The following is a 14,294-nucleotide window of genomic DNA, read 5'->3' as shown; positions in this document are numbered from 1 at the left end:
GTGTTAACTAACGAGAATTGTTCGCGATTGTGGCAGAGGCGGGGGAGGTAAGCAATTGGCCACTGGTCAGGTGGTTTTGGTGGGGGGCAGTTGGACCGTGTCATCGTTCTTCGCGGGCAAGCCTCGCTCCTACAGGATGGTGCGTTGCTCACGAACAACGTAAACCCTGTAGGAGCGAGGCTTGCCCGCGAAGGCGCCAGATCAGACGCCGCGAATTCAGAACGAAGGCGCCCGCTGCCTGCGCTTCCACTGACTCAACCGCTGTTGCAGATTCAACGGGCTATGAATCTGCTGCTGCCGCGCGCGGCTGAACAGGATCAGCGCCAGCTCGGCGGTCGCCAGCGCATCGGCACTGGCGTTGTGGCGTTCGAACACCTCGAGCTTGAACCAGTCGATCCACTCGTCCAGCCCCGCCTCGCGAATGTGCGCCTGGGGGCAGAGCAGGGGCGCGATATCCGCCACATCCAGAAACGGATGCTGCAGTTTGTAGCCCAGATGATCTTTCAGTGCGCGGCCGAGCATGTGCTGATCAAACGGCGCATGAAACGCCAGCACCGGGCTGTCGCCCACAAACTCCATGAACTCGACCAACGCCTGCGCCGGATCACTGCCGGCAGCAATCGCGCTCGGACCCAAACCGTGAATCAACACGCTCGGCGCCACTTTCATGTCCGCGCATTGCAGGGTGCGTTCGAACTGCTGACTGAAGTCGATTGCCCCGTCCTCAATCACCACCGCCCCGATGGACAGCACCCGGTCCTTGTTCAGGTTCAACCCCGTGGTTTCCAGATCCAGCACCACCCAGCGCTGCTCGCGCAGGCTGCATTCTCTGAGCTCGGCCCGCGCCGGCAAACGTTGCAGACGTTGCTGCAAGTCCCCGGACAGCATCGGCCCTGCCGGGCGCAGCCATGAAAACAGGCTCATAGCTGATACCGCAGGGTCAGGCTGCTTTGCAGGCGTTGGGCCTGGCGCAGGGATTCACGCAGGATGCGTCGGTCCAGATGATTGAGGCTGTCGGGATCGACCCGGTTGGAGTAGGGCAAATTCTCCCGGGTCTGTAGCTGATGTTGCTGCATGCGGGTTTGCTGAATGAAGTGATACGCCTCTTCGTACGCCGCACCGTCCTGTCGATCAATGACTTCTTTATCGACCAACTGGCGAAAGCGCTCCAGCGTATTGTTCGCCTCGATGCCATGGGCCAAGGCCAACAGTCGGGCGCCGTCGACAAACGGGGTCAGGCCCTGGACTTTCAGGTCCAGCGTGGCTTTCTCGCCATTTTTGCGCGCCAGCACAAACTCGCGGAAACGCCCTACGGGTGGACGGTTGCGCAGGGCGTTCTCGGCCATCATTCGCTGGAACAATCGGTTGTCGGCAACCTGATCGAGAATCCCCCGACGCAACTGCTCGCAGCTGTGCTCGTCGCCCCAGACCACGCGCAGGTCGAAATAGATGCTCGAACCCAGCAGGTTTTCCGGCGTCGCCTCGCGAATGAACGCCGCAAAACGCCGCGCCCATTCGGCCCGGGACAAACACAGCTCGGGGTTGCCGGCCATGATGTTGCCTTTGCACAGGGTAAAACCGCAGAGCGCCAGGCTCTGGTTGATCTGCTGAGCGATGGGCAGCAACTTGCCGCGAATCTCGGCGGCGTGCGCGGCGTCCCGCGCCTCGAACAGAATGCCGTTGTCCTGGTCGGTATGCAGCGTCTGCTCGCGGCGGCCTTCGCTGCCGAAACACAACCAACTGAACGGCACGCCCGGGTCGCCTTTCTCGGCGAGGGTCAGTTCGATCACCCGGCACACGGTGTGATCGTTGAGCAGGGTGATGATGTGGGTGATCTGGGTCGAGGACGCACCGTGGGCCAGCATGCGCTCGACCAATTGACCGATCTCGCCGCGCAGCGCCACCAGGTTTTCCACGCGCTGGGCGCTGCGGATGGTTCGCGCCAGATGCACCAGGTCGACCCGTTGCAGGGAAAACAAGTCGCGCTCCGAGACAACGCCGCACAGACGCTGGTCCTTGACCAGGCAGACGTGGGCGATGTGCCGCTCGGTCATGGCAATCGCGGCATCGAAGGCGCTGTGGTCCGGCGTCAGGAAAAACGGCGCCTGGGTCATGTGCCGTTCGATGGCTTCGTTGAAGTCGTTGATGCCTTCGGCCACCACGTGGCGCAGGTCGCGCAGGGTGAAAATACCCAACGGCGCCTTGTGTTCATCGACCACCACAATGCTGCCGACCTGCTGCTCGTGCATCAGGGTGACCGCTTCCCGCAGCGGCGTGGTCGGGCTGCACGTCACCGGGTGACGCATGGCCAGTTCGCCCAGACGGGTATTCAGCGAGTATTGGGTGCCGAGGGTTTCCACGGCTTTTTGCTGGACTTGCTGGTTGACCTGGTCCAGCAAACTGCTCACGCCGCGTAGGGCAAAGTCGCGAAACGCGTTGGAAAGTGCGAACAGTTTGATGAACGCCAGCTTGTTCAGTTGTAGGCAAAAGGTGTCTTCGGCAGCCAGATGTTCGGTGCGCGTCGCACGCTCACCCAGCAGCGCGGCGAGGGGGAAACATTCGCCGGTGGTGATTTCGAAGGTGGTTTCCGTGCCGCCCTTGGCCGTGTGGGGACGTTCACCCACGACCCGGCCCTGTTTGACGACGTAGAAATGCTCAACCGGGCCATCGGCGGGCTTGATGATGCTCTCGCCGGGGGCATAAAAACGTAGCTGACATTGTTCAACCAGGTACGCCAGGTGAGCGTGTTCCATTTGATTGAAGGGCGGGAAGCGCTGAAGGAATTGCAAAGTGCCCTGGATGTTCTGCAATACCGCGGTTTTCCCTGCCTGTGTGAAGGCGTCCGCTTTACTCATAACCATTACCGCAGTCTTTTATGAATTGTTGTTGTCGGGTGACTCAGTCATGGTCGGCCCCTGCGCGCAGGGTGCCCATTGGACGTAAGTCTAGGTCGGGCCTTGCGGCGATGAAATTTCGGAAATGCCTTACACAATCTTGGGAAGAACCTATCCTTCTCCCTATAGGAAATAAATCCGACGAAGTGCACATTGACGGCCCGCTTAGCGATGTCTCACCACTGTGCTAGGGAATGATATTGGAAACTTAGAGAAAACCATGTCCGACCACGATATTTTGAGTGACGCCGAGCGCGAGGCGCTGAGTGCCGTCATGCTGGAACCCGACTTGCCGCCGCAACGGGTGCTGATCGTCGATGACGATAAAGATGCGCGCGAGCTGTTGTCGGAGATTCTTGGTCTGGATGGTATTCGTTGCATGACCGCAGCCAGCGGTGAAACCGCGCTCAAGATGCTGGCGGAGAAACCATCGATAGGCCTGGTGATTACTGATCTGCGGATGGGGCAAATTGATGGCCTGGAGTTGATCCGCAAGGTCCGTGAGTCCGTTCGGGGCGCCATGCCGTTCATCATCGTTTCCGGCGATGCCGACGTGAAGGACGCGATTGCCGCCATGCATTTGAGCGTGGTGGATTTTTTGCTCAAGCCGATTGATAGCGCGAAACTGCTAAAGCTGGTCAAGCATGAGTTGGGGTTGGAGCCCTGATCCAGGCTATCTGTTGCCCATTTGATCGCCTTCGCGGGCAAGCCTCGCTCCTACAGGATGGTGCGTTGCTCACGAACACCGTAAACCCTGTAGGAGCGAGGCTTGCCCGCGAAGGCAACACCACTGATCTCAAGCAAACAAAAAAGGCCCTGATCCGAAGATCAGGGCCTTTTTTTGTCACGGCATCAACGCTCGGTTACAGGCCATTGGCAGCCTTGAACTCGCGACGACGACGGTGCAGAACCGGCTCGGTGTAGCCGTTCGGCTGTTTGGTGCCTTCAACCACCAGTTCGACCGCCGCCTGGAAGGCGATGTTGCTGTCGAAGTTCGGTGCCAGCGGACGGTACAGCGCGTCATTGGCGTTCTGACGGTCAACCACCGGCGCCATGCGCTTGAGGCTTTCCATCACTTGCGCTTCGGTGACGATGCCATGACGCAACCAGTTGGCGATGTGCTGGCTGGAGATACGCAGCGTGGCACGGTCTTCCATCAGGCCGATGTCATTGATGTCCGGCACTTTCGAGCAGCCAACACCCTGGTCGATCCAGCGCACCACGTAACCGAGAATGCCCTGGGCGTTGTTGTCCAGTTCGTTCTTGATCTGTTCCGCGGTCCACTGCGGGTTTACCGCCAGCGGGATGGTCAGGATGTCATCCACCGAAGCGCGTGCACGTTTGGCCAGTTCGGCCTGACGGGCGAACACGTCGACCTTGTGGTAGTGCAGCGCGTGCAGCGCAGCCGCCGTTGGCGATGGCACCCAAGCAGTGTTGGCGCCGGCCAATGGGTGAGCGATTTTCTGTTCAAGCATCGCCGCCATCAGGTCGGGCATCGCCCACATGCCTTTACCGATCTGTGCGCGACCTTGCAGGCCGGTGCTCAAACCGATATCGACGTTCCAGTTCTCGTAGGCGCCGATCCACTTTTCAGCCTTCATGTCGGCCTTGCGCACCATCGGGCCGGCTTCCATGGAGGTGTGGATTTCATCGCCCGTACGGTCGAGGAAACCGGTGTTGATGAACACCACGCGCTCGCTGGCGGCCTTGATGCAGGCCTTGAGGTTGACCGTGGTGCGGCGCTCCTCGTCCATGATCCCGACTTTCAGGGTGTTGCGCGGCAAGCCGAGCACGTCTTCGATGCGACCGAACAGCTCGTTGGTGAACGCAGCTTCTTCCGGACCGTGCATCTTCGGCTTCACGATGTAGACCGAACCGGTGCGGCTGTTCTTGCGCGAGCTGTTGCCGTTGAGGCTGTGGATCGCCGCCAGGCAGGTCACCAGACCGTCGAGAATGCCTTCCGGCACTTCGTTGCCGTCTTTATCGAGGATCGCGTCGATGGTCATCAGGTGACCGACGTTGCGCACGAACAACAGCGAGCGACCGTGCAGGCTCAGTTCCTTGCCATCGACGCCGGTGTAGGTGCGGTCGGCGTTCATGGTGCGGGTAAAGGTTTTGCCACCCTTGGAGACTTCTTCTGACAGGTCGCCCTTCATCAGGCCGAGCCAGTTGCGGTAGATCACCACTTTGTCATCGGCATCGACAGCGGCGACGGAGTCTTCGCAGTCCATGATGGTGGTGAGTGCGGCTTCCATCAGGATGTCTTTGACGCCGGCAGCGTCGGTCTGGCCGACCGGGGTGCTGGCATCGACCTGGATTTCGAAATGCAGGCCGTTGTTTTTCAGCAGGATCGCGGTCGGTGCAGCGGCATCGCCGTGGAAACCGATCAACTGAGCGTCGTTGCGCAGGCCGCTGTTGCTGCCGCCTTTGAGGGCGACCACCAGTTTGCCGCCGACGATCTTGTAGCCGATGGAGTCGACGTGCGAGCCGGCAGCCAATGGCGCCGCTTCGTCGAGGAAGGCACGGGCGAAGGCAATCACCTTGTCGCCGCGAACCTTGTTGTAGCCTTTGCCTTTTTCCGCACCGTCAGCTTCGCTGATGGCGTCGGTGCCGTAGAGCGCGTCATACAGCGAACCCCAGCGGGCGTTCGAAGCATTGAGCGCGAAACGCGCATTCATCACCGGCACCACGAGCTGCGGGCCGGCCATGCGGGCGATTTCGTCATCGACGTTTTGCGTCGTTGCCTGGAAATCGGCCGCTTCTGGCAGCAGATAACCGATGTCTTGCAAGAAGGCTTTATAAGCCACGGCATCGTGCGCCTGACCGGCACGGGATTGGTGCCAGCCGTCGATACGAGCCTGGAAATCATCGCGTTTGGCGAGTAGGGCTTTGTTCTTCGGCGCCAGGTCGTGAATGACCTTGTCGGCACCGGCCCAGAATTTATCGGCGGTGAGGCCGGTTCCGGGAATGGCTTCGTTGTTCACGAAGTCGAACAGGACTTTGGCGACCTGCAGGCCACCGACTTGAACGTGTTCAGTCATTGCTTGCCTCACTCTGCTCAGCTATTTCGCTTTTCAGCTCTTCAAATTAACAATGAAGCCTCTGGCTATTTAAACCACAAACCCCTTCCACCAGTACATGCCATTTCGGGCGGCTGGGATGGAACCGATCAACGGCGTTGAGGCCTTGCTGATAGGGCTTTCAGGGCTGCGACCGCGCCTGTGGCAGACATCGATCCAACGTTATGTAGTGCGCGCTGCGGCATACTACATGATGAATTGCGGTTGTGAAAATTAGACTAATTACGTCGTTCTGCGACCCCGTGACGCATTGCAGTCACGTCGGGGATAGGGATGTTCTCAAAAAAGTATGAGATTGTTCCAGTTAAATATAAGAAGTTGTACACGATTTGTATTTTGGCCGGGGGAATGGTGTCGTCCCGTTCGCGGGCAAGCCTCGCTCCTACAGGGCTGCGTACGACCTGTAGGAGCGAGGCTTGCCCGCGAAGGCGTCGGCCGACTCAGCGCAGCAACATCCCTTGCCTATACTTCTCTTTCTACAACAAAAGAGGGCTGCGCCATGGACCACCTCGTACTCACTGTTTTCGCACCGGACAAACCTGGGCAGGTCGAGCGCATCGCCCAGTGCATTGCCGAGCACGGCGGCAACTGGCTGGAAAGCCGCATGTCACGCATGGCCGGGCAGTTTGCCGGGATTCTTCGGGTGGGCGTGCCGGCCGAGGCCTACGACGAATTGGTCGATGCCTTACAGGCGTTGTCCGTCCATGGCATTCGCGTGCTGATCGCCGAAAGCGGCATCGAACAATCCTGCACCTGGAAACCGATTGCCATGGAACTGGTCGGCAATGATCGCCCCGGGATCGTGCGCGACATCACGCGTCTGTTGAGTGAGCAAGGGGTCAACCTGGAGCGGCTGGTGACGGAAGTGCGTCCGGCGCCTATGAGCAGCGAGCCGTTGTTCCACGCCGAAGCGATTCTTGCGGTGCCGCTGACCTTGTCGCTGGACGTGTTGCAGTCGCGCCTGGAAACCCTGGCGGACGATTTGATGGTGGAGTTGGTATTGCGCAGCGACCCCTGACAGGGTTATCCAAGTTATACGTGCACCTGCCTGTGGATAACCTGTAGAGACAGCCCGCCAGCCCACGCCGGCCGGGCTTCTTCAAGATCTGATCAAAAAACCATCAGTTTCAACAAGTTGCGCACAAACGCCGGGGATCACGCTGTGGATAACCTTGGGAAGGATCGATGCAGGCCACGAGAGGCGTGGCCTGCAGAGGTTTGTACGATTTTTGATCAGCTGCGGCGGCGCAGACTTATCCACGCATCGATGCTGTAAACCGCCAGGCCTGCCCAGATAAAGATGAAGGCGACCAGTGTGCTGGACGACAGATGCTCGCCAAACAGCAGCACGGCTTGCAACAGCACCAATGTCGGCGCCAGGTACTGGAGAAATCCGAGTGTCGTGTAGGGCAAATGCCGTGCGGCGGCGTTGAAACACACCAGCGGCACCAGCGTTACCGGACCCGCGGCGACCAGCCACCAGGCTTCGGACGTGGTCCAGAATTCGGGTTGGGCGCTGACAGCCGTCTGATTGAACAGCAGCCAGGCGATGGCAATCGGCACCAGCATCCAGGTTTCCACCACCAGGCCCGGCAGCGCCTTGACCGGCGCCTGCTTGCGGATCAATCCGTAGAAGCCGAACGTCAACGCCAGCACCAGCGACACCCACGGCAGACTGCCGACTTGCCACACCTGTTGCGCGACGCCGACCGCCGCCAGACCCACGGCGATCCACTGCATACGCCGCAACCGTTCGCCGAGGATCAACATTCCCAGCAACACGTTCACCAGCGGGTTGATGTAGTAACCGAGACTGGCCTCAAGCATGCGCCCGTTGTTCACCGACCAGACGTACGTCAGCCAGTTGGCCGCGATCAGCGTGCCGCTCAAGGCCAGGATCGCCAGCCGTTTCGGGTTGTCACGCAACTCGCGCCACCAGCCCGGATGCTTCCACACCATCAGCAGCAACGCGCCGAACAGCGCCGACCAGAGCACGCGATGGATGATGATCTCCACGGCGGGCACGTTGGCGATGGCCTTGAAGTAGAGCGGGAAAAGTCCCCAGATGATGTAGGCACTCAGGCCCAGGATGTACCCGCGACGGGGGTTGGCGGCTTGCATGCAGAATCCTTGCTTAGGCAGCTAACAAAGAAGGGATTGTATAGACATGTGTTTTTTTGTAGGAGCGAGGCTTGCCCGCGAAGAACGATTACGCGGTGTATCTGGCTAACCGCGTTATCGTTCTTCGCGGGCAAGCCTCGCTCCTACAAAGGGTTAGAACAGTTTCAGGGGTTCTTCGTTGAGGGCGGCGAGTTGCTCGCGCAACGCCAACACCTGATCACCCCAATACCGCTCCGTCCCGAACCACGGAAAACTGTGCGGGAACGCCGGGTCATCCCAGCGGCGTGCCAGCCACGCGCTGTAATGCATCAGGCGCAGCGCGCGCAGTGGTTCGATCAGCGCCAGTTCCCGCGGGTCGAAATCGTGAAACTCGTTGTAGCCGTCCATCAATTCCGACAACTGCCCCAGACATTCCTGACGGTCACCGGCGAGCATCATCCAGATGTCCTGCACTGCCGGGCCCATGCGGCAGTCGTCCAGGTCGACGATGTGGAACATCTCGTCGCGGCACATCATGTTGCCGGGGTGGCAATCGCCGTGCATGCGGATGTTCTGGTGTGGCGTGGCGTTGTAGACGTCTTCCACCCGTTTGAGCAGGTCGCGGGCGACAGATTCGTAGGCCGGCAGCAGGCTTTTGGGGATGAAGTTGCCTTCGAGCAAGGTTGTCAGCGAGGCATGACCGAAGTTCTTCACGCTCAGGGCTTCACGGTGTTCGAACGGTTTGGTCGAGCCGACGGCGTGCAGGCGACCGAGCAGTTGGCCCAGCCGATACAGCTGATCGAGATTGCCAGGCTCCGGTGCGCGGCCACCACGGCGGGGAAACAGGGTGAAACGGAAACCGTTGTGTTCGTGCAGGCTGGCACCGTTGTGAATCATTGGCGCCACCACCGGCACGTCGCACTCGGCGAGTTCGAAGGTGAACTGGTGTTCTTCGAGAATCGCTTCGTTGGTCCAGCGCTGCGGGCGGTAGAACTTGGCGATCAGCGGCTCGGAGTCTTCGATGCCGACCTGATAGACACGGTTCTCGTAGCTGTTGAGCGCCAGAACGCGCGCGTCGCTGAGAAAGCCGATGCTTTCGACGGCATCGAGCACGAGGTCTGGGGTGAGGGTTGCAAACGGGTGGGCCATGCTGACTCCTGCGCGCAGCAGGCTGCCGCGTCCGGCCAAGCATGGTAGCGCAGACGGGCTGTCTTTAGTGGTTGGGGTTGAGATGAGTGTTGTTTGGGCTGACGTCTTCGCGGGCAAGCCTCGCTCCTACATTTGGAATGCATTTCCCTGTAGGAGCGAGGCTTGCCCGCGAAGGCGGTTGATCAGGCGCCGACGATCCCGCCGTCCTCGCGGGAAATCGCCATCACCGAAGACCGCGGCTTGCCGTTCGGCAGGTGCTCAGGGAACGTCGAACCACCGTTCTCCCCCGGATGCTGAATCCCGACAAACAAGGTCTTCTGATCCGGCGAGAAACTGATCCCCGTCACCTCGCAACCCACCGGCCCGACCATGAAGCGTCGGATCTCACCGGTCACCGGGTCGGCACAGAGCATCTGATTGTTGCCCATGCCGGCAAAATCACCGGCGTTGCTCGAATCGCCATCGGTCAGGATCCACAAGCGTCCGGCCTTGTCGAAACCCAGGCCGTCCGGGCTGTTGAACATGTTCTGCGGCGTGATGTTCGACGAACCGCCCTTCGGCGTGCCGGCGTGGACACCCGGGTTGCCGGCGACCACAAACAGATCCCAGGCAAAGCTTTTCGAGCCGTGATCATCACGGTCGGTGCGCCAGCGCAGAATCTGCCCGTAGACGTTCTTCTCGCGCGGGTTCGGCCCGCCCACCGGTTGACCGTCTTCACCGCGCTTGGCGTTGTTGGTCAGCGTGCAATAGACCTGGCCGTCCTTGGGACTGACGACGATCCATTCCGGACGGTCCATGCGCGTGGCTTTCACCACCGTGGCGGCGAGGCGTGCATGAATCAGCACCTCGGCCTGATCGGCAAAACCGCTGCTGGCGTCGATGCCGTTTTTGCCGTGGGTCAGCTCGATCCACTCGCCCTGGCCTTTCGGGTGATCGGCATTGCCGTCGCCCGCGTCGAAACGCGCTACGTACAAGGTGCCGTGGTCCAGCAGGTCGCGGTTGGCTTTCGGGTTCTTGTGGTTGATCTTGTCGCGGCTGACGAACTTGTAGATGAACTCGCCGCGTTCGTCGTCGCCCATGTACACCACGGCGTGGCCGTCATGGGTTTCGGCCAGGGCCGCGTTTTCATGTTTGAAACGGCCCAGCGCGGTGCGCTTGACCGGTGTCGATGTCGGATCGAACGGGTCGATTTCCACCACCCAGCCATGACGGTTGAGTTCGTTGGGGTTCTTCGCCAGGTCGAAGCGCTCGTCGTGTTGATGCCAGTTGATCTCTTTACTGGTCGCCACCGCACCGTAGCGTTTTTGCGCGGCGTCGAATTTCTGCTCGGCATTGCTGCTGCCGAAGCAGTCGGTGAAGTTCTCTTCACAGGTCAGGTAGGTGCCCCACGGCGTCTTGCCGTTGGCGCAGTTCTGGAAGGTGCCGAGCACGTTCTTGCCGTGCGGGTCGGCGCTGGTTTTCACCAGCGCGTGGCCGGCAGCCGGGCCGCTGAGGCTGATCGGTGCGTTGCCGTGAATGCGGCGGTTGTAGCGCGAGCCCTGAACGAATTGCCATTGGCCGTTCTTGCGCTGCACCTCGATCACCGACACGCCTTCGCAGGCCAGCGCCTTGCGCACTTCTTCGGCCGATTGCGGCATGCCGCCGTGCGGGTAGAGGTAGCGGTAGTTGGTGTATTCGTTGTTGATCGCCATCAGCGCCCGGTCTTTCTCACCCGGAAATTCGAACAGGCTCATGCCGTCGTTGTTGTCGCCGAACTGGACTTCCTGTTGCTCGGCGCTGCCGTTGCCGCTTGGATCAAATGCCGGACCGTTCTTTTGCAGCGGCTGGCCCCAGCTGATCAGCACCGAAGACTTGTAGCCCGGTGGCAGGGTGATGGCGTCGCTGGTGGCGGCGGGGATGCTGTCAAAACCCAACAGTTTGCTGGTGCCGGCGCTGACACTGGCCGCGAGCACGCTGCGGCTCAGCAGGTTGCCGCCGAGGAACATCGCGGCACCGCACAGGGCGCCCGCGCTGATGAAACCACGACGGCTGAGGCCGACCATTTGCTCGAGGTCGGTGGATTGGTTGTCTTCTAATAGGCTCACATCAGGCTCCCTGCTGGTTTTTGCAGTCACCTTAAAGCGCGTTAATGACGCTTGTGTTTCAGAGCGGTGTACCGAGCAGCACATTGGAGGGGGAAAATTGCACCCGCAGCGCTTTGCCGGTGGCCAGACCGTGGGTTCGCAAGTGCAGCGGTTCGGCCAGCGCGCACAACGTCTGGCCATTGGGCAGGCCGATGCGCACTTCACTCGGGCCGTCTTCGGCGTCGAGGATTTCCTCAAGGGTGCCGGTCAGGCAATTGTGTCCGGGCGTTGCCTCGTCATCGATACCCAACAGGTCGAGCCAACCGGCCTTGATCAGGGCGACGACTTCGGTGCCGGTTTGCAGCTCCAGGCGCAGGGTGCTGTCGTGAGTGATCTGCGCCACGAGGATCAAGCCTTCAGCCAGTTCCAGGCGGATCAGGTCGTTGCGTCCTTGAGCTTCGATTTCCACGACTTTGCCGTGCAATTGATTGCGCGCGCTGGTTCTGAGCATCAGACGGCCGAGCAGGTTGAAGTCGCTGGCGTCTTCGGCGGCTTCCAACACCTGCGCCTGCAACGTTTGCAGCTTTTGATACAGGCGCAAAACGCGCTCGCCTTCGCTGGACAGCTTGGCGCCACCGCCACCCTTGCCGCCGACGCTGCGCTCCACCAGCGGTTTCTGCGCGAGGTTGTTCAGCTCGTCGATGGCATCCCATGCAGCTTTGTAGCTCAGGCCCGCGCTTTTCGCGGCGCGAGTGATCGAGCCCTGTTCGGCGATGTGTTGCAGCAAGGCGATGCGCTGCGGGCGACGGACAATGTGCTGGGACAACAACGTAGGCAAGGACATGGCGAGACGCTTTGGCGGGTGATGATGGTGAGGACGTTGGCGGCTGGAAGCCCGGGAGTCAAGTCAGCCACGATTCCTGTGGGAGCGAGCCTGCTCGCGATGGCGGCTGGTCAGTCGCCATCTACATTACTGACCAACCGCCATCGCGAGCAGGCTCGCTCCCACAGGTTTTGTGCCAGGCATTAGTCAATTGGTGTCGCCGGGTTTTGGGGTGCGGGCCAGGCAGTAGACGTCGACTCGCGCGGCACCGGCGTCCATTAACAGACGAGCCAATGCCTGGGCCGTGGCGCCGGTGGTCAGTACGTCGTCAACCAGTGCCAGGTGACGGCCCTTGATCAGCGCTCCGGGCATCAGCGCGAAAGCATTACGCAGGTTCTTCCTGCGCGCATCGGCCTTCAGCTCCTGTTGCGCGCTGGTGTCCTGAATCCGTTTGAGCAGCTGTTCGTCACAGGGGATATCCAGGCTGGCGCTCAACCAGCGGGCCAGCATCGCGGCCTGGTTGAAGCCCCGTTGGCGCAGACGTTTAGCGGCGAGCGGAACGGGGACCAACGCATCTGGCCGTTCCAGCGCTTCATCGAAGTGATGTTGCAGGGATTGAGCAAGAAGTTCGGCGAGCAGGCGACCATACGGCCACTTCGCGCTGTGCTTGAATCGGGTGATCAGGCTGTCGACCGGAAAACCGTAGGTCCACGGGGCAATGACTTGCTCGAAGGGCGGCGGTTGCTGCAAGCACTGGCCGCACGTCAGGCCCGCCGCGGGTAACGGCAGGGCGCAGGTCTGGCAGTGATCGCCGAGCCAGGGCAGCTCGGTTTCGCAGGCCATGCAGATCGGCGTGGCTTCTTCGGCCGTCTCGTCGCAGAGTAAACAAGATTGGTTGTTTTTTAACCAGATGTAAACCGGTCCTTCGTGTCGTGGTTGACAGCGCATCGCTCTTCCTTAAATATGCCGAACATCCGTGTCGCGTCTGTGGGTATTCCGTCCCCCGACCGCTTGCCCAGCATAAAACAAAGGAAACGCCCATGAGCGCCAGCACCTCTGCAACCCTGCGTCATGACTGGTCTTTGGCCGAAGTCAAAGCACTCTTCGTTCAGCCATTCAATGACCTGCTGTTTCAGGCGCAGACCGTGCACCGCGCGCATTTCGACGCCAACCGCGTCCAGGTTTCCACGCTGCTCTCGATCAAGACCGGCGCCTGCCCGGAAGATTGCAAATATTGTCCGCAGTCCGGTCACTACAACACCGGCCTGGAAAAAGAAAAACTGATGGAAGTGCAGAAGGTCCTCGAAGAGGCCGCTCGCGCCAAAGCCATCGGTTCGACGCGTTTCTGCATGGGCGCGGCGTGGAAACATCCGTCGGCCAAAGACATGCCTTACGTGCTGAAGATGGTCGAAGGCGTGAAGGCCATGGGCCTGGAAACCTGCATGACCCTCGGTCGTCTGGACCAGGAGCAGACCGAAGCGCTGGCCAAGGCCGGCCTCGATTACTACAACCACAACCTCGACACTTCGCCGGATTTCTACACCAGCATCATCACCACCCGCACCTACAGCGAACGCCTGCAAACCCTGGCCTACGTGCGTGATTCGGGGATGAAGATCTGCTCCGGCGGCATCCTCGGCATGGGTGAGTCCCTCGATGACCGTGCCAACCTGCTGATCCAGCTGGCCAACCTGCCAGAGCATCCGGAATCGGTGCCGATCAACATGCTGGTGAAAGTTGCCGGTACGCCGCTGGAAAACGCCGAAGACATCGACCCGTTCGACTTCATCCGCATGCTCGCCGTGGCGCGCATCCTGATGCCGAAGTCCCACGTGCGCCTGTCCGCCGGCCGTGAAGCGATGAACGAGCAGATGCAGGCCCTGGCGTTCTTCGCCGGTGCGAACTCGATTTTCTACGGCGACAAACTGCTGACCACCGCCAACCCGCAGGCCGACAAGGACATGCAACTGTTCTCGCGCCTCGGCATCCTGCCGGAAGCGCGCGAAGAGCACGCCGACGAAGTGCATCAGGCCGCCATCGAGCAGGCGCTGGTGGAGCAGAAGAGTAGCGAGCAGTTCTACAACGCTGCCGTCTAACCAACGCGAAACCCTGTAGGAGCGAGGCTTGCCCGCGAAAGAGTCACTGCGGTCGCTCAGTCAGGCCGCGGCGTTCCCTTCGCGGGCAA

The 14,294-nt window shown here is 60.6% G+C and carries 11 protein-coding genes; 3 read left to right on the top strand and 8 right to left on the bottom strand.

What is annotated here, in order from left to right:
- Nucleotides 1–216: 216 nt before the first annotated feature.
- Together K5R88_RS18410 and K5R88_RS18405 are read right to left on the bottom strand one after the other, a co-directional pair.
- The gene (locus tag K5R88_RS18410; protein WP_008045145.1) at nt 217–924 is read right to left on the bottom strand and encodes a 3'-5' exonuclease; all 708 of its coding nucleotides are present in this window, start codon (nt 922–924) and stop codon (nt 217–219) included.
- On the bottom strand, nt 921–2,861 hold the full coding sequence (locus tag K5R88_RS18405; RefSeq protein WP_226298162.1) for a putative nucleotidyltransferase substrate binding domain-containing protein: 1,941 nt from the start codon (nt 2,859–2,861) through the stop codon (nt 921–923). The genes K5R88_RS18410 and K5R88_RS18405 overlap by 4 nt, the downstream gene beginning before the upstream one ends.
- A 253-nt stretch (nt 2,862–3,114) precedes the next feature.
- On the opposite strand from K5R88_RS18405, the gene K5R88_RS18400 reads away from it, so the two are divergent.
- Complete coding sequence (locus K5R88_RS18400; protein ID WP_223434085.1) at nt 3,115–3,561, top strand: response regulator; 447 nt, start codon at nt 3,115–3,117, stop codon at nt 3,559–3,561.
- A 196-nt stretch (nt 3,562–3,757) separates the two neighbouring features.
- Here the strand turns inward: K5R88_RS18400 and K5R88_RS18395 are convergent, their stop codons facing one another.
- Entirely contained in the window at nt 3,758–5,935 is a 2,178-nt protein-coding gene (locus K5R88_RS18395) for a malate synthase G (protein WP_008045142.1), read from the bottom strand.
- Between the two features lie 538 nt (nt 5,936–6,473).
- On the opposite strand from K5R88_RS18395, the gene K5R88_RS18390 reads away from it, so the two are divergent.
- Nucleotides 6,474–6,992, top strand: a complete 519-nt coding sequence (locus K5R88_RS18390; RefSeq protein ID WP_008045141.1) for a glycine cleavage system protein R — start codon at nt 6,474–6,476, stop codon at nt 6,990–6,992.
- A gap of 215 nt (nt 6,993–7,207) precedes the next feature.
- Here the strand turns inward: K5R88_RS18390 and rarD are convergent, their stop codons facing one another.
- The 5 genes from rarD to K5R88_RS18365 form a co-directional block, all read right to left on the bottom strand.
- Nucleotides 7,208–8,095, bottom strand: coding sequence for an EamA family transporter RarD (rarD, locus tag K5R88_RS18385; protein WP_192227612.1), 888 nt, complete (start codon nt 8,093–8,095; stop codon nt 7,208–7,210).
- Nucleotides 8,096–8,248: 153 nt separating this feature from the next.
- A complete protein-coding gene (locus K5R88_RS18380) occupies nt 8,249–9,223 on the bottom strand; it encodes a serine/threonine protein kinase (RefSeq protein WP_226298161.1) in 975 nt (324 codons plus the stop codon).
- A 182-nt stretch (nt 9,224–9,405) separates the two neighbouring features.
- Entirely contained in the window at nt 9,406–11,307 is a 1,902-nt protein-coding gene (locus K5R88_RS18375) for a PhoX family protein (protein WP_192227613.1), read from the bottom strand.
- A gap of 58 nt (nt 11,308–11,365) precedes the next feature.
- Nucleotides 11,366–12,130 carry a TOBE domain-containing protein gene (locus K5R88_RS18370; RefSeq protein WP_226298160.1) on the bottom strand — a complete coding sequence of 255 codons (765 nt, stop codon included), beginning with the start codon at nt 12,128–12,130 and terminating at the stop codon, nt 11,366–11,368.
- Nucleotides 12,131–12,316: 186 nt separating this feature from the next.
- A complete protein-coding gene (locus K5R88_RS18365) occupies nt 12,317–13,057 on the bottom strand; it encodes a ComF family protein (RefSeq protein WP_226298159.1) in 741 nt (246 codons plus the stop codon).
- Nucleotides 13,058–13,149: 92 nt separating this feature from the next.
- Between K5R88_RS18365 and bioB the strand changes: the two genes are divergently transcribed.
- A complete protein-coding gene (gene bioB, locus K5R88_RS18360; protein ID WP_008024223.1) occupies nt 13,150–14,205 on the top strand; it encodes a biotin synthase BioB in 1,056 nt (351 codons plus the stop codon).
- The last annotated feature ends 89 nt before the right edge of the window (nt 14,206–14,294 follow it).

Source organism: Pseudomonas sp. MM213, assembly GCF_020423045.1.
In the GTDB taxonomy this organism is placed as follows: Bacteria; Pseudomonadota; Gammaproteobacteria; order Pseudomonadales; family Pseudomonadaceae; genus Aquipseudomonas; species Aquipseudomonas migulae.
The sequence above is the reverse complement of the archived record's forward strand: the minus strand, read 5'-3'. Positions and strand labels throughout refer to the sequence as shown.